The sequence below is a fragment of the Janthinobacterium sp. PLB04 genome, assembly GCF_021165895.1.
Classification (GTDB): Bacteria; Pseudomonadota; Gammaproteobacteria; order Burkholderiales; family Burkholderiaceae_D; genus Janthinobacterium; species Janthinobacterium lividum.
In genome coordinates, this window is the sequence record NZ_CP088968.1 from 4,939,649 (window position 1) to 4,956,163 (window position 16,515).

15 protein-coding genes are annotated in these 16,515 nt (G+C 62.0%); all 15 read right to left on the reverse strand.

Going from position 1 to position 16,515, the window contains the following annotated elements; translation table 11 throughout:
* Positions 1–64: 64 nt before the first annotated feature.
* Positions 65–610: a phosphoribosyltransferase gene (locus LSO07_RS21870; protein ID WP_034752020.1), complete on the reverse strand. Its 546-nt coding sequence runs from the start codon at positions 608–610 to the stop codon at positions 65–67.
* 66 nt (positions 611–676) lie between these two features.
* A complete protein-coding gene (locus LSO07_RS21875; RefSeq protein WP_151096562.1) occupies positions 677–1,990 on the reverse strand; it encodes an adenylosuccinate synthase in 1,314 nt (437 codons plus the stop codon).
* 3 nt (positions 1,991–1,993) lie between these two features.
* The gene (locus tag LSO07_RS21880; protein ID WP_070254058.1) at positions 1,994–3,154 is read right to left on the reverse strand and encodes an ATP phosphoribosyltransferase regulatory subunit; all 1,161 of its coding nucleotides are present in this window, start codon (positions 3,152–3,154) and stop codon (positions 1,994–1,996) included.
* A gap of 271 nt (positions 3,155–3,425) precedes the next feature.
* Entirely contained in the window at positions 3,426–4,313 is an 888-nt protein-coding gene (gene hflC / locus LSO07_RS21885) for a protease modulator HflC (protein WP_034789029.1), read from the reverse strand.
* Positions 4,313–5,605 carry an FtsH protease activity modulator HflK gene (hflK, locus tag LSO07_RS21890; protein WP_070254060.1) on the reverse strand — a complete coding sequence of 431 codons (1,293 nt, stop codon included), beginning with the start codon at positions 5,603–5,605 and terminating at the stop codon, positions 4,313–4,315. The genes hflC and hflK overlap by 1 nt, the downstream gene beginning before the upstream one ends.
* A 2-nt stretch (positions 5,606–5,607) precedes the next feature.
* On the reverse strand, positions 5,608–6,831 hold the full coding sequence (gene hflX / locus LSO07_RS21895) for a GTPase HflX (protein ID WP_034752026.1): 1,224 nt from the start codon (positions 6,829–6,831) through the stop codon (positions 5,608–5,610).
* A 114-nt stretch (positions 6,832–6,945) separates the two neighbouring features.
* Positions 6,946–7,182, reverse strand: a complete 237-nt coding sequence (hfq, locus tag LSO07_RS21900; RefSeq protein ID WP_008450615.1) for an RNA chaperone Hfq — start codon at positions 7,180–7,182, stop codon at positions 6,946–6,948.
* A 241-nt stretch (positions 7,183–7,423) separates the two neighbouring features.
* Positions 7,424–8,770 (reverse strand): ribosome biogenesis GTPase Der, encoded by a 1,347-nt coding sequence (der, locus tag LSO07_RS21905; protein ID WP_034752028.1) that lies wholly within the window; start codon positions 8,768–8,770, stop codon positions 7,424–7,426.
* Positions 8,771–8,774: 4 nt separating this feature from the next.
* On the reverse strand, positions 8,775–9,920 hold the full coding sequence (gene bamB / locus LSO07_RS21910; RefSeq protein ID WP_070254062.1) for an outer membrane protein assembly factor BamB: 1,146 nt from the start codon (positions 9,918–9,920) through the stop codon (positions 8,775–8,777).
* Between the two features lie 85 nt (positions 9,921–10,005).
* The gene (locus tag LSO07_RS21915; RefSeq protein WP_151096563.1) at positions 10,006–10,674 is read right to left on the reverse strand and encodes a YfgM family protein; all 669 of its coding nucleotides are present in this window, start codon (positions 10,672–10,674) and stop codon (positions 10,006–10,008) included.
* A 54-nt stretch (positions 10,675–10,728) separates the two neighbouring features.
* Positions 10,729–12,090 (reverse strand): histidine--tRNA ligase, encoded by a 1,362-nt coding sequence (hisS, locus tag LSO07_RS21920; protein ID WP_151096564.1) that lies wholly within the window; start codon positions 12,088–12,090, stop codon positions 10,729–10,731.
* Between the two features lie 83 nt (positions 12,091–12,173).
* The gene (ispG, locus tag LSO07_RS21925) at positions 12,174–13,448 is read right to left on the reverse strand and encodes a flavodoxin-dependent (E)-4-hydroxy-3-methylbut-2-enyl-diphosphate synthase (RefSeq protein ID WP_034789045.1); all 1,275 of its coding nucleotides are present in this window, start codon (positions 13,446–13,448) and stop codon (positions 12,174–12,176) included.
* A gap of 38 nt (positions 13,449–13,486) precedes the next feature.
* Positions 13,487–14,395 carry a helix-turn-helix domain-containing protein gene (locus LSO07_RS21930; protein WP_318526600.1) on the reverse strand — a complete coding sequence of 303 codons (909 nt, stop codon included), beginning with the start codon at positions 14,393–14,395 and terminating at the stop codon, positions 13,487–13,489.
* Positions 14,396–14,477: 82 nt separating this feature from the next.
* Positions 14,478–15,254: a type IV pilus biogenesis/stability protein PilW gene (gene pilW / locus LSO07_RS21935; protein WP_225317384.1), complete on the reverse strand. Its 777-nt coding sequence runs from the start codon at positions 15,252–15,254 to the stop codon at positions 14,478–14,480.
* A gap of 11 nt (positions 15,255–15,265) precedes the next feature.
* Complete coding sequence (gene rlmN / locus LSO07_RS21940) at positions 15,266–16,441, reverse strand: 23S rRNA (adenine(2503)-C(2))-methyltransferase RlmN (protein ID WP_034752035.1); 1,176 nt, start codon at positions 16,439–16,441, stop codon at positions 15,266–15,268.
* Positions 16,442–16,515 lie beyond the last annotated feature (74 nt).

Here is a 16,515-nt window from a genome sequence, read left to right on the forward strand (position 1 = left end):
GCATTTCCTTGGACGAAAAAAAAGACGATACACGATCGTCTTTTTTTTGCAAGCGCACACGCGATTACTTGCCTGCTTCGCCCTTCTTGATCCACGCCGCCAGCTGGTGCGGACGCAGGCCGTCGTAGTCTTCGAACGGCTGGTGGATCCACGGATTGTGCGGCAGTTCGTCCAGGAAGTAGTCAGGACGCACGACGGAGCAGCCTTTCAGCCAGATCACGGCCGATTTGACTTCGGTCACGTCAGGGAAGTTTTCCTTCAGGTGACGCGTGACCTTGTCCAGGGTGACGCCCGAATCGGCCAGGTCGTCGACCAGCAGGATGCGGCCAGCCAGCGGGCCCTTGGTCATGGTCATGTACTTGGCGATATCGAGGTCGCCGCGCACCGTGCCCGCGTCTTCGCGGTAGGAGCTGGTCGACAGGATGGCCAACGGCAAATCAAAAATGCGCGAGAACACGTCGCCGGGACGCACGCCGCCGCGCGCCAGGCACAATACCTGGTCGAATTTCCAACCCGATTCGTAGACCTTGAGCGCCAGGCGCTCGATCAGGCGGTGGTATTCTTCCCAGTTGACCCAGAGATGTTGATCGTTCGATTGTGGGGTAGTCATGATAGTGGAATCTTATTATTAGCGTGATTAAAAAAATCCGCCTTGCGGCGGATTGTGTCCAGCAGCTTACTCGAATGGGTGGCGCAGCACGATCGTTTCTTCACGATCCGGACCGGTCGAAACCATGTCCACCGGCACGCCGACCAGTTCTTCGATGCGCTTGATGTAAGCGCGCGCCGTTGCCGGCAGGGCCGCCAGCGATTTCGCGCCGACCGTGCTTTCCGTCCAGCCTGGCATCTCTTCGTACACAGGTACGCAACGGGCGGCTTCTTCGGCGCCCGATGGGAAGATGTCCGTGGCCACGCCGTCGATGGTGTAGCCGGTGCACAGTTTCAGCGTTTCGATACCGTCCAGTACGTCCAGCTTGGTCAAGCACATGCCCGTCACGCCGTTGATCTGCACGGAGCGGCGCAGCAAGGCAGCGTCGAACCAGCCGCAGCGGCGGGCGCGGCCCGTCACGGTGCCGAATTCATGGCCGACTTGCGCCAGGTGGTGGCCGACGCCCGCATCCGTTGGCAATTCCGACGGGAACGGGCCAGAGCCGACGCGCGTCGTGTAAGCCTTGGTGATGCCCAGGATATAGTGCAGCATGCCAGGACCGACGCCCGAACCGGCGGCGGCATTGCCGGCCACGCAGTTCGACGAGGTGACGAACGGATAGGTGCCGTGGTCGACGTCGAGCAGGGAACCCTGTGCGCCTTCGAACAGCAGGTTCGCGCCGGCCTTGTGCGCCTTGTACAGCGCGCTCGACACGTCGGTGACCATTGGGCGCAGGCGCGGCACATAGGCCAGCGCGTCGTCGAGGGTCTTCTGGTAATCGATGCGCGGAGCTTTCAGGTAGTGCTCCAGCACGAAGTTGTGGTAATCGAGGTTTTCCGCCAGTTTTTCAGCGAAACGGCTCTCGTTCAGCAGGTCGGCGACGCGGATGGCGCGGCGCGCCACCTTGTCTTCGTAGGCCGGGCCGATACCCTTGCCCGTGGTGCCGATCTTGGCCGCGCCGCGCGCAGCTTCACGGGCCAGGTCGAGTGCCGAGTGGTAAGGCAGGATGATCGGTGCGGCGTCCGACACTTTCAGGCGCGAGGCGACTTCGACGCCGACGGCTTCCAGCTTGTCGATTTCGCGCAGCACGTCCGGCACGGAAACGACCACGCCGTTACCGATGTAGCAGGCGACGCCTGGACGCATGATGCCCGACGGGATCAGCTGCAGCGCGGTTTTCACGCCACCGATGACCAGCGTGTGGCCTGCATTGTGGCCGCCCTGGAAGCGCACCACACCTTGGGCGTGATCGGTCAACCAATCGACGATCTTGCCTTTACCTTCATCGCCCCATTGGGTGCCGATGACAACAACGTTCTTTGCCATAATTTTCTTTGACATCACTCAACCTAAGTTTTTAAGAATCCAGCTACTACCATTATCGGCAAGTACCAGCACGCGATCGCACTCGAACTCGTCTTGTTCATTACTGTGACCCGGCATACTCTGGATCACGACCTCGCCCGCCTTGCGCAACTCGGCGATTTTTTCCTTCAATTCTGGCGCGCTGCCCCACGGCGCGCGGATCGAATGCTTCCGTTCCGCGGTCGGCAACAGGCGCGCCAGTTCGCGCAAATCGAGCGAGAAGCCGGTCGCGGGACGAGCCCGGCCGAACGCTTCGCCGACGTGGTCATAACGGCCGCCGCGCGCAACCGCGTTCGGCAAGCCAGGTACATACAGCGCAAACATCGCGCCACTTTCATATTGGTAGCCGCGCAGGTCGGCCAGGTCGATCGCCACTTCGGCGCGGCCCAGCGCGGATCCTGCCAGCGCGGCCAGTTCGGCCAGCGCCTTGAGCACGCCCGGCAGCGGCGGCAGCACTTCGCGCGCACGCGCCAGCACGTCGATGTCGCCATACAGGTTCGGCAAGGCCAGCAGCGCATCGCGCGTCACGGCGTCATAGCCGGCCGTGAGGGCGCGCAGGCCCGGCGCATCTTTCGCGCGCAGCAGGGTGTACAGCGCAGCTTCGTCGCGCTCGGCATTGGCGTCTTGCGCAATGATAGCGCGCAACAGGCCGACGTGCGACAAATCCAGGCGTACCGCGTCGAATCCGGCCAGTGCCAGCGAAGCGAGCGCCAGTTCCTGGATCTCGGCATCCGCTTCCAGGCCGGCGTGGCCATAGATTTCGGCGCCGATCTGCAGCGGCTCGCGGGTGGCGTGCAGGCCCGACGGACGGGTATGCAGCACGCTGCCGGCGTAGCACAGGCGGGTGACGGTGGCACGGTTGAGCAGGTGCGCGTCGATGCGCGCCACTTGCGTCGTCATGTCGGCGCGCAGGCCGAGCATGCGGCCCGACAGCTGGTCGACCAGTTTGAACGTGCGCAGGTCGGTATCCTTGCCAGCGCCAGTCATCAGCGATTCCAGATACTCGAGCAGCGGCGGCATCACCAGTTCATATCCGTATAGACGGAAATTATCCAGCATGAGGCGGCGCAGCTCTTCGATCTTGCGCGCTTCCGACGGCAGAACATCGGCAATATTTTCGGGCAAAAGCCAATTCGGCATGAGGGAGCGAGATACGGAAGAAAGTTGAAAAAATGCATCATGCGAGGCAGCGGCAGGCGCGCCAGGCAAGAGGCCGAACCTGATATTTTACGCGAAAACACGGGCCTTTAGGGATAAGTTGTCCGAAACGCTGCCGCACAGCCCTAAAAACACCGCATTTTACGCCTTCCCGCAACAGCATGGCGGACACAAAAAAAACGGGGCCGGCATTGATGCCGGCCCCGCTGCTGCCGCACCCGTCCTTGCGGCCGGGCGCAGTCTCGATGCTGCCTTACTTCTTGGCCGAACCGGCTGCGCCGCCGCCCTTGAAGTACTTGAAGAATTCCGAACTCGGATCGACCACCATCACGTCGCCCTTGTCCTTGAACGTGGCGCGGTAGGCTTCCAGGCTACGGTAAAACTTGTAGAACTCCGGATTCCTGCCAAACGCTTCCGCATAGATCTGCGATGCCTTGGCATCGCCCTCGCCGCGGATCTTCTCGGCTTCGCGATACGCTTCGGCCAGGATCACCGTGCGCTGCTTGTCGGCGTCGGCGCGGATTTTCTCGGAGTCGGCCGAACCGGTCGAACGCAGCTCATTGGCCACGCGCACGCGCTCGGACTTCATGCGCTCATACACGGAGTTGTTGATCTGCTCGACGTAGTCGACGCGTTTCAGGCGCACGTCGACGATTTCCACGCCGATGGCCTTGGCTTCCGCCGAGACCTTCGCCAGGATCGCTTCCATCACCTTGCCGCGCTGACCCGAGATCACTTCGCGCACGGTGCGCTTGGTGATTTCATCGTTCAGCGCTGCCTTGACGATTTGCGACATGCGGTTGCGGGCCGGCTTTTCATCGCCGCCAAAGCTGCGGAAATACAGGCGCGGGTCGGCGATGCGCCACTTCACATACGCGTCGACGAGGATGTTCTTCTTTTCGGCCGTGATGAAGCGTTCCGGTTCCGGCGTATCCAGGGTCAGGATGCGCTTGTCCAGGTACAGGACGTTCTGGAACGGCGGCGGCAGCTTGAAATACAGGCCCGGCGTGCTGATGACTTCCTTGACTTCACCGAGGGCGAAGACGACCGCATACTTACGCTGGTCGACCACGAACACGGTCGAGGACAAGAGCATGATCGCGATAAAGCCCGCGATCAGGGCGGCTACGATACGGTTCATTAGCGGCTCTCCCGTTCACGCGAAGAGCGGCTGTCGCGGCGCGTATTGACTTCTACTGTCGGCATGGCTTCCTGTGGCAAAACGGTGTTGGCTGCGGGTGTCGCGGCAGCACGGGCGGCGGCAGCGGCGGCATCGGTGGCAGCCGTCTGGGCGATCAGCTTGTCGAGCGGCAGGTACAGCAGATTGCTGCCCGTCTTCGCGTCAACCATGACCTTGCTGGCACTGCTGAACACTTGCTGCATCGTTTCGAGGTACATGCGGTCGCGCGTGACAACCGGCGCCTTCTGGTACTCGACCAGCACCTGCTTGAAGCGCGAAGCATTACCGGCGGCGTTCTCGGTCACCATCGCGCTGTACGCGGCCGCTTCCTCCATCAGGCGGAATGCGGCGCCGCGGGCTTTTGGAATGACGTCGTTGGCGTAAGCCTGGCCTTCATTCTTCTGGCGCTCGCGGTCCTGGCCTGCCTTGACGGCATCGTCGAAGGCGGCTTGCACCTGCTCCGGCGGCTGCACGGCCTGCATCGTCACGTTGGTGATGACGGCGCCGACCTTGTAGCGGTCGAGAATCTGCTGCATCAGCTGCTGCGTATCGTAAGCCACCTTTTCGCGGCCCTCGTACAGCACGAAGTCCATCTTGCTGCGGCCGACGACTTCGCGGATCGCCGTTTCGGCGACCTGGCGCAGGGTGTCTTCCTGGTCGCGCGTGTTGAACAGCCACGCCACGGGATCTTTCAGGGTGTATTGCACCGCGAACTGGATATCGATGATGTTTTCATCGTCCGTCAGCATCAGCGACTCGCTGGCCTGCTTGTTGCGCAGCGACTGGCGGTAACCCACTTCCACCGTGCGCACCTGCGACACGTTGACGGTTTCGTCGGTCTGGAAGGGATACGGCCAGCGCCAGTTGAAACCGGCCGGCGTGGTGTGGCTGTACTTGCCGAACGTGAGCACGACGCCGTTCTGGCCCTCTTGCACGATGAAGGCGCCGCTGGCGAGCCAGATGAAGACGGCGATCACGCCGACCACGCCGGCGGTGATGCCGGCGCCCTTCATGTCGGGACGCGGACCACCGCCGCCACCGTTGTTATTGCCGCCGTTGTCGGGACGGTTCTTCTGTCCGAAAAAGGCGTTCAGGCGCTGATTGAAATCACGCCACAACTGATCGAGGTCCGGCGGACCTTCGCCGGGCTTTTTGCCTTCTTGGGCTTTCTTGCCGTCGTCCTTGCGATTGCCCCAGCGGGGATCGTTCAGGGACAACTTCAAGCCTGTTTTTTTGAGTAGGGAGACAAGCATAACTATCGTGTTCCGACTTGGGAGTGGGTGGAAATCCTATCGTCCTCGCCAGGCTCTTCGTCCTGGTCCGGGGCGGCGCCATCGTGCTGGTCGTACTGACCGTCAAACTGATCTTCCTGCGGTGCTTCATCGTTCTGGTACAGGTGGGCCGAACCGGGCGCCTTCCTGGCCATCTCGACTATCGCATCGCGCAGCAGGTCGAGCCCGCTGCCCTTCTGCGCACTGACGAACACGCGACTGATCGTAGCATATTCGTCGCGCTCCACCGAAGGCTCCAGCCCGGCCGCATCGATCTTGTTCCACACGAGGATTTGCGGAATATGATCGGCGCCGATCTCTTTCAAGACCAGGTTGACCTGCTCGATCTGCTCCATGCGCACCGGCGACGCGGCGTCGACGACATGCAGCAGCAAATCGGCATGGATGGTTTCTTCGAGCGTGGCGCGGAATGCCGCCACCAGCTGGTGCGGCAATTCGCGCACGAAGCCGACCGTGTCGGAGATCACCACGTTACCCACTTCCTGGCCCAGGTAAACCCGGCGCGAGGTGGTGTCGAGGGTGGCGAACAACTGGTCGGCGACGTACACGCCGGCCTTGGTCACGGCATTGAACAGGGTCGACTTGCCGGCATTGGTATAGCCGACCAGGGACACCGAGAATGTGTGATTGCGGCCGCGCGCGCGGCGCTGCGTTTCGCGCTGCTTGTGCAGCTTTTCCAGACGGGCGCGCAAGGCCTTGACGCGGTCGCCGATCAGCCGGCGGTCGGTCTCGAGCTGCGTCTCGCCTGGACCGCGCAAGCCGATACCGCCCTTTTGCCGCTCAAGGTGAGTCCAGCCGCGGATCAGGCGCGTGGCCAGATGCTGCAGCTGGGCCAGCTCGACCTGCAGCTTGCCCTCGTGGCTCTTGGCGCGTTGCGCGAAGATGTCGAGGATCAGGCTGGTACGGTCGAGCACGCGCACATTCAGGCGCTTTTCCAGATTGCGCTGCTGGGCGGGTGAGAGGGCATGGTTGAAAATGACGATTTCCAGGCCATCGTTGACGACGACGTCGCCAATTTCATCGGCCTTGCCGCTGCCGACGAAATACGCGGAATCGGGACTGGATCGCTTGGCCGTGATGGTGGAAATCGGGTCCGCGCCAGCCGAACGCGACAACAGCATGAGTTCCTCCATGCTGGCGGCGAAGTCGCTGTGACCGAAGTCAACGCCGACTAGTGCCGCGCGCATGATGGCATCTGATGAGTTGCGGCGGACGCCGACGCCGATGCAAACGCATCAGCGCCGCTGGCGCGGACGGGGGCGATAGAGGGTGAAAGGCGCTGGGCCGTCAAGCTCAACGCTTTACTCCGCTTCAGATTCAATATTGAGATTGACGGCACGGGCCGGCACCACTGTCGAGATGGCATGCTTGTACACCATCTGTGTCACCGTATTGCGCAGCAATACGACATATTGATCGAACGATTCGATATGGCCCTGCAATTTAATGCCATTAACCAGGTAAATCGAGACAGGAACATGCTCTTTGCGTAATGCATTGAGGAATGGGTCTTGTAACAGTTGCCCTTTGTTGCTCATAACAGCTCCGTTGTTTATGTTGTTGTGTAAGAATTGGAGGCGACTCGCTTGATTTCAAGTGCTCTCACACCTTTCAAAGAAAGAAAGATGCGTCATAGCTACTGTAACCTGTTTTCGCGATCGCTGTCGCGCATGGCGCATTAACACTTTATTATTCTCGTGCAAAAGCCATTGAATTGGCTGTCGGCGCCGCATTATCTCTGCGGCGCCTTAATATGCACTTAATTCAGCATTTAAATCATTATTTGCTTGGCGTGCGTGCAAACGGGTTTTTACCCGTGCGCAGTTCGATGCGCAGCGGCGTGCCGACCAACGCAAACGTATCGCGGAAATGTTTTTCCAGATAGCGTTTGTAAGGATCGCCAACGGCGTCGAGCGCATTGCCGTGAATGACGATCACAGGCGGGTTCATGCCACCCTGGTGAGCATAGCGCAGCTTCGGACGAATCGACCCCTTGCGGCGTGGCTCCTGCTTCTCCACGGCCTCGATCAGGGCACGCGTCAGCTTCGGTGTCGACAGGTCGCACATGGCGGCCGCATACGCCGCGTTGAGCGACTTCATCAGCGGACCGATATTGGTGCCCTTCAGCGCCGAAATGAAATGCATCTGCGCGAACGACAGGAAATCGAGCTTGCGGTCGATATCGATCTTGATTTCATCGCGCTCGTGCGATTGCAAGCCATCCCATTTATTCACGGCCACCACCAGCGCGCGGCCCGATTCCAGGATAAAGCCGGCGATATGCGCGTCCTGTTCCGAGATATCCTGCTGCGCGTCGAGCATCAGCACGACCACGTTGGCTTCGGAAATCGACTGCAGCGTTTTCACCACCGAGAATTTCTCGATCGCTTCAAACACCTTGCCGCGGCGGCGGATACCGGCCGTGTCGATCAAGGTGTATTGCTGGCCATCGCGCTCGAACGGGATTTCGATCGAATCGCGCGTCGTGCCCGGCATGTCGAAGGCGATCACGCGCTCTTCGCCCAGCAGCGTGTTGATCAAGGTCGACTTGCCCACGTTCGGACGGCCGACGAGGGCGATCTTGATGCCGCGGTCGGTCTTTTCCAGCTCTTCAGGCTCATCTGGACGCTGCGCGAACGCCAGGTCCAGCATCACTTCGACGAGGTCGTTGACGCCGTCGCCGTGCGCCGACGAGATCGCATACGGATCGCCCATGCCCAACTCATAGAATTCGGACACGACGGCCGTGTAGCGCATGCCTTCGCTTTTGTTGACCACCAGCAAGACCGGGCGGCCGCTCTTGCGCAGGAAGTCAACGATGGTCTTGTCATGCGGGGTCAGGCCCTGACGGCCGTCCACGATGAACACCACCACGTCGGCCTCGGCCACGGCCTGCTTGGTCTGCAGTGCCATCTGGTGCATGATGCCTTCCTTGGCGACGGGTTCGAAACCACCCGTATCGATGACCAGGAAGGGACGTTCGCCGACACGGCCTTCGCCATAGTGACGATCGCGCGTCAACCCAGGCAAATCCGCCACCAGCGCATCGCGCGAGCGGGTCAGACGATTGAATAAAGTCGATTTCCCAACATTGGGTCGACCTACTAGTGCAATTACCGGCTTCATTGTATTACTCGACCGCGAGAGCGGTCACTGTCCCTGATTGGGTTTGAAAAATCAAATTCGAACCGGCAACAACGGGAGCCGAAACAATCGGGCTACCGTCGGTGCTGACACGACCTATTAATGCGCCATCTTCCCGTGACAGGAAGTGGATGTAACCTTGATAGTCACCGACGGCAACGCTGCGGCCGTAGGAGGCCGGCGTCGACAGGCGGCGGCGCGCCAGCGCCTCATTCTTCCAGGCGCTCTGGCCGCCTTCGCGGCTGAACGCCACGACGGCGCCCTGGGCGTCGGCAACAAACACGAAACGCTGGTCGACGGCCACGCCCACATCGGACGAGATCGGCTTGGTCCAGCGCGGCACGCCCGTGGCGGCATCGAAGCAGCCCGCCTTGCCCTGGTACGTGACGGCGCACACTTCGCCTTCGAATACCACCGGTGCGCCGGCGATATCGGAAACGCGTTCCAGTTCGGTGGCGCCGCGCGGTTCGCTGACGACGATCTCCCAGCGTACCACACCGGTGGCCGCCGTCAGAGCCAGCAGCTTGCCACCCGGCTGGGCCACGTAGATGTTCGCGCCGCCCAGCACCATGCCCGGCGCATTGCGCAAGGTCAAGGCCGGCGTGGCGCGCTGCACCGTCCACTTGCGTTCGCCCGTCTTGGCGTCGAAACCGACGATGCGGTTGTCCACGCTGCGCACCACCACCACGCCCTGCCCTACGACGGGCGCCGTCAATACTTCGCTGGACGCCTGCGCCTTCCACAGCTGCTTGCCGTCGGCATCGAACGCCAGCACGGCGCCCTTGGCGGCGCCTACGGCCACCAGCGTGCCATCGCTGCCGGCGCTGGACGTGATGTCGCTGCCGGCCTTGACGCGCCACGTCTCACGGCCGCTGGCCGCGTCCAGGCGCGCCAGCGCGCCATCGGCGCTGACCACGTACAGGCTGTTGCCGGCCAGCGCAGGCGTGAAGGCGTACACGCCGGCCTTGCCGATCGAATACTTCCAGGCGTCGCGCACGGCGATGCTCGATTTTAACTCGACCAGCTTGGCCGGTTCGACTTTCGGATCTTTCGAGGCGAACGGATTCCAGGACGAGCAACCGGCCATCAGGGCCAACAGACTTGCAGCTACCAGCTTTTCAGTGACACGCATAAGTGTTATCCAACCTTTTTCTTGTACTTGTAAGGGCAAGACCGGCGGTGCAAAGCGCCACGCGGCCACGCCGTCAGTGTTCCTGTCAGGCGGCAGCCTTGTCAGCCTTGGCCTTGTCTTCCGGTACCGTACCGCCGATCGCTTCCAGTTTGACCTGGATCAATTGACGGCCTGGATTGTTCTTGTCCGTCGCTGCCAGCGCGGCCAGGTAAGCCGTGCGTGCCTCGGCCAGCTTGTTTTGCGCCACCAGGATGTCGCCCTTGCGGTCGGCCACGGCGCCGGCAAATTGCGCCACGGAAGCCGTCGCCAGCACTTTCAGCGCTTCATCGTAGGCTTTTTCGTCCAGCAGGACGCCGGCCAGGCGCAGCTTGGCGATGGCCTTGTACTCTTCCGTGCCGTGCTCGCCTACCCATTGCAGCTGGGTCTTGGCCGTTTTCAGGTCATTCGCGTCAAACGCCACCTTGGCCGCGGCCAGGGCGCTCATCTGCGCATACGCCGTGCCGCTGAAACGCGATTGCATGTCGCCAGCCGCGCGCATCACCTTGGCGGTGTCCTTGGCGGCGATGGCGTTTTGCAGTTCGTCGTACAGCTGGCCCGCTTGCGCAGCCTGCGTGCGCTGGTAGTACTGCCAGCCAGCCCAGCCGCTGTAGCCTGCCAGCGCCACGATCAGGACCCAGGAGGTCAGATTGCCATTGCGCTGCCACCAGGCCTTGAGGGTTGCCAGTTGTTCTTGTTCTTCGTGATCGTATGCCATGGGTCGTCAGTTTTAATGAGTAGTTGATCGAGGGTAGTACGGTCTTGCTGCAAATCAATGGTGGTGATGCACGTGGCCGCCAGGGCCGTGATCATGGCCGCAATCGTGGTCGCCGATGATCTGGTCCACCACGTAATCGACGACATCGTCGAACGGCACCGTGCTCTGCTGCGCGCCGGCATCGGCTTCGCGCATGGCTTTCACCGTAGCGACGTTATTGGCGATTTCATCGTCGCCCATAATCACGGCAAACGCCGCGCCGCTGGCGTCGGCCTTTTTCATTTGCGTCTTGAAGCTGCCGCCGCCGTTGCTCGCAGCGCAATGTAGCACAACGTCCAGGCCCGCATCGCGAATCCGCTCGGCCAGCACGAAGGCTTGCAAGCCTGCCTGCTCGCCCTGGTGCACCAGGTAGACGTCGCACTGGGCCGGCTGCTCGGGCTCGGCCGCGTCTTTCATCAGCAATACCAGGCGTTCGACGCCCATGCCGAAACCGACGGCGGGCGTCGATTTGCCGCCGAACATTTCCACCATGCCGTCATAGCGGCCACCGGCGCAGACCGTGCCTTGCGCGCCCAGCTTGTCGCTGACCCACTCGAACACCGTGCGGTTGTAGTAATCGAGGCCGCGCACCAGGCGTGGATTGATGGTGAACGGGATGTTGTTGTGGTTCAATATCTTCTGCACGCCGTGGAAGTGGGCCAGCGATTCCTCGCCCAGGTAGTCCAGCAGCTTCGGCGCGCCATTGACCAGGTCCTGCATGGCAGGGTTCTTGGTGTCGAGGATGCGCAGCGGATTGCTGTGCAGGCGGCGCTTGGCTTCTTCGTCGAGCAGCTCGCTGTGGCTTTCCAGGTAGGCGATCAGGTCGGCGCGGTGGCGCAGGCGCTCGGCAGCATCGCCGATCGAGTTCAGTTCCAGGCGGATGCCTTCCAGGCCCAGGTCATCCCACAGGCGGCGCGACAGCATGATGATCTCGGCGTCGATATCCGGGCCCGTGAAACCGATGGCTTCCACGCCGAACTGGTGGAACTGGCGGTAGCGGCCCTTTTGCGGACGCTCGTGGCGGAACATCTGGCCCTTGTACCACAGACGTTTCGGGCCTTCGTAGACGAGGTTGTGCTCGACCACGGCGCGCACCACGCCGGCCGTGCCTTCAGGACGCAGGGTCAGGTTGTCGCCGTTCATCGAATCGGTGAACGAATACATTTCCTTTTCCACGATATCGGTCACGGCGCCGATGGCGCGCGCGAACAACTTCGTTTCTTCCACGATCGGCGTGCGGATTTGCTGGAAGCCATAGCTTTGCAGCACGGATTGCGCCGTGTTTTCAAACAATTCCCACAGCGGGGCATCGGCTGGCAGGACATCGTTCATGCCCTTCACGCCTGTAATTTTTTCTGCTTTTTTATTTTCGGACATAGTGTTCTTCTTTGCTTTAACTTGATTGTCGGATGACGCGCTTCGCGCCTCGGCGGCCCCGCTAATCCGACCTACCCGACCGATTACGCGGCAACCGGCGCGGTCTTGCCATAATGGCTTTTAACATAATTCAAGACGATGTCCTGGAATTCCTCGACGATGCGTTCGCCGCGCAGGGTGACGACTTTTTCGCCGTCGACAAACACGGGCGCGGCAGGCGACTCGCCCGTGCCGGGCAGGCTGATGCCGATGTTCGCATGCTTCGATTCGCCGGGGCCGTTGACGATGCAACCCATGACGGCCACGTTCATCGCTTCCACGCCCGGATACGATTTCTTCCACTCCGGCATCTGCTCGCGCAGATACGTCTGGATGTTGTCAGCCAGCTCCTGGAAGGTGGTCGACGTCGTGCGGCCGCAGCCTGGGCAAGCGATGACCATGGGCGCGAACTTGCGCAAGCCCATGGTTTGCAAAATTTCCTGGCCGACGATGACTTCGCGCGTGCGGTCGCCGCCCGGTTCGGGCGTGAGCGAAATGCGGATGGTGTCGCCGATGCCTTCCTGCAGCAGCACGGCCAGGGCCGCGGTGGACGCCACGATGCCCTTGCTGCCCATGCCCGCTTCCGTCAAGCCCAGGTGCAGCGGATAGTCGCAGCGCTGCGCCAGTTCGCGGTACACGGCGATCAGGTCCTGCACGCCCGAAACCTTGCACGACAGGATGATCTTGTCGCGCGCCAGACCCAGCTCTTCGGCGCGCACGGCGTTTTCAATCGCCGACGTCACCAGCGCTTCATACATGACGGCTTGCGCCGGCCACGGTTCGGCGCGGCCCGCGTTTTCATCCATGATGCGCGCCAGCAAGGCCTGGTCCAGGCTGCCCCAGTTCACGCCGATGCGCACCGGCTTGTCGTAGCGGCAAGCCGCCTCGATCATTTGCGCGAATTGCGTATCGCGCTTGGCGCCCTTGCCCACGTTGCCCGGGTTGATGCGGTACTTCGACAGCGCGCGCGCGCAATCGGGGTAATCGTTGAGCAGGGTATGGCCGTTATAGTGAAAGTCGCCCACCAGCGGCACGTCGATGTCCATCTTGTCGAGCTGCTCGCGGATGTAGGGCACGGCCGCGGCCGCTTCCGGACGGTCCACCGTCAGGCGCACCAGCTCCGAACCGGCACGCGCCAGTTCCTTGATCTGGATCGCCGTGCCGATGGCGTCGGCCGTATCCGTGTTCGTCATCGACTGCACCACCACGGGGGCGTCGCCGCCCACCCAGATCTGGCGCTGGCCGTGCGCGATCAGCACCTTGCGGCTGTCGCGACGGCCGGATGGACCGGAGCCGATCGCTGTTTTCGAGGTAGCCATAATATTATCTTCTGAGTTTGCTTGAACGGTTACTGCAATTATTTGATGCTGACACGGGAAATCGTGCCGCCGGCAACGGTCGGCAGATCCAGCTTGGCGCCGCGCAAGGTTGCCTGCACGACACCCGGCTTGCCTACCACCAGGGTGGCCGGTCCCGTAATATCGAACGTTTCCGTGCTGCCCGCCTTGACCATGCGCGAAATCAGCGGCGTGCTGCCGGGACGGCGAATTTCCACCCAGGAATCCTGCTCGACCTTCAGCACCAGCGCATTCGCGCCCACGGCAGCTGCAGCCGCGGGCGGCGTGGCGGCAGCCGTCGCCGCTGGAGCGGGCGCGGGCACGGCGGCTGGCGGCACTACGGCAGCGGCCGGCGCCGAAGCGACGGCGGCCGGTGCGCCCGTCTGCGTATCGTTGCCTGGCGGCGGCGGCACGGAAATCAGGGGCACGGACGGCGACTGCACGGGCGTCAAGTCCTGGCCCGGCTTGATCAGGGTCGTTTCCACGGGGCCCACTTCCGCATGCGCCGTTTCTTTCCCGGCCTGCGAGGACAGCAGGCTGGCGGGCACATAACCGAGTTTATACGCGCCAAAGGCAGCCGCCACGACGACAGCCACGGCGCCGGCGATCCAGAGGGGAGTCTGGTTCGACGAGCGCTGCGTCATCGACGGGAAGCGCGATTCGGAAAACGTGGCGGAAATTTCACGCCGCACGGGCGCGGCCGGGTCCTGCTGCGCCGGCGCCGGATGGACTTCGATCATGGCCACCAGCGGCGCCGCGTCGAGACGCACCACCTTGGCGTAGGCGCGCACGAAACCGCGCACCACGGCCAGATTCGGCAAAGCCGCCATGTCGCCCTCTTCCAGCGCGATCACCTGGCGCGGCGCCAGCTTGAGCTGGTCGGCCACCTGCTCCACCGGCCAGCCCAGCGCTTCGCGCTGCGCTTTCAACTGTGCGCCTGCCAACGCAAGATTGCCCTGGGGCTGCTGCTGAGGCGTTTCTGCCCACTCTGAATTCATTGGTATCCCTGTCTCACTCATCAAACGCCCCATTTTGATAAGCAGCATATTCGGGGGAGCCGGAATGGTGGTTGCGCAACAGCGCCCCCAGGCCAGCTTCCGCACCCGCATCCCCGAGCTTATGCTGCACCTTGATCCCGAGCCACAGCACATCGGCCGTCTGGCCCTCCATTGTCGCTACTTTACCGAGCCGCTCAAGGTAATGAGCCGCTTGCCGGTAGTCTTGCTGTTGGTAATACACGCGCACCAGGCCGGCATAGGTAATTGCCGCGCCAGGTGCGATGCGCTCCGCCTTGAGCCAGTAGCCGGCGGCGCGCGGGTAATCTTTCATGACCAGGCTGCACGCCGCCGCATTATGCAGCGCCAGTTCAGGCGTGCCATAGGCGACATCTTGCAATGCGGCATCAAAATACGCCAACGACTGCGCCGCGCGCCCGGTCTGGCACAGAAACAGGCCATAATTATTGCTCAACTCGGGATTGTGGGGCGCAAGGCGCAATGCGTAAAGAAAATCTTTTTCAGCAGCCACGGGTTGGCGCATAGCAGCAAAAATCAGGGCGCGCATGCCGCGCACCTGGGCGTTGCCCGGTACCAGCTGCACCGCCTGCTCCGCTTCCGCCAACGCCACCACAAACTGGTCTTGCATATAATAGGCGCTGGCCAACTGCAAGCGCAAGGCGGCGCGCTGCTCGACAGATGCAGCCTGCTCCTTGTCTGCGGTGGAAGCACAGCCGGCCAGCAGCACGCCCAGGCTGACAACAGCCACGGCACGTACGCCAGGATAAGCCATGCTTCCCCGCATCAGGAGCGGATCTCCACGATCTTGCCGAAATTGGCGCCAAATTTTTGTTGATACTCAGTCATCTTTTCCATGCGCTCCTGCACCCGGGTGCGGTCCTTGACTTCACCGGCCAGCTGGCCGCAGGCCGCATCGATATCGTCGCCGCGCGTCTTGCGCACGGTGGTGATGATGCCGCCATCCATGAGCACCTGGGCAAATGCCTTGATGCGCGGATTTTTCGAGCGGAACAGGCCCGACTCGGGGAAAGGATTGAACGGGATCAGGTTGAACTTGCAGTTCACGCCGAACTCGCGGTCTTGCACCAGCGCCAGCAGTTCGCGCGCATGCTCGTCGCTGTCGTTGACGCCGTCCAGCATGCAGTACTCGAAGGTGATGAAGTCGCGCGGGGCAAATTCCAGGTAGCGCTTGCAGGCCGCCATCAATTCCTTCAGCGGGTATTTCTTGTTCAGTGGAATCAGCCCGTCGCGCAAGGCGTCGTTCGAGGCGTGCAGCGAGACGGCCAGGGCCACCGGCACTTCCTGCGACAGCTTGTCCATCATCGGCACCACGCCCGACGTTGACAGGGTCACGCGGCGGCGCGACAGGCCGTAGGCGTTGTCGTCAAGCATCAATTTCAGGGCAGTGACGGTCGGCTCAAAGTTCAGCAGGGGCTCGCCCATGCCCATCATCACCACGTTGGTGATCTGGCGCTCGCCTTTCGGGCCCGGTTCGATGCCCTTGGTACGGCGCAATTCGAATTCCGCCATCCACAGCTGGCCGATAATTTCGCCCACGGACAGGTTGCGGTTGAAGCCTTGCTTGCCCGTCGAGCAGAAACGGCAGTTCACGGCGCAGCCGGCCTGGGTCGAGATGCACAGGGTGCCGCGGTTTTCTTCCGGAATGAACACGGTTTCCACGGCATTGCCATTGCCTACGTCGACCAGCCACTTGCGCGTGCCATCCGTCGACGTGTGGTCGCTGATGATGGCCGGGGCGCGCACTTCGGCGCGCGTGGCCAGCTTGTCGCGCAGCGACTTGGCCAGGTCCGTCATGGCGTCGAAATCGGAAGCGCCGAACTGGTGTATCCAACGTTGCAATTGTTTCGCACGAAACGGTTTCTCTCCCAACTCGGCGCAGTAGGCGATGAGTTGCGCGGGATCGAGGTCCAGCAAGTTGGTGAGGGTCGTCGTATTCATGATCTTGTCTATTCTAAAAATCCGTCCCCGCGCGCATCCGGAGCGAAAACTCCACAGCGCAGCGGGAACAGGGG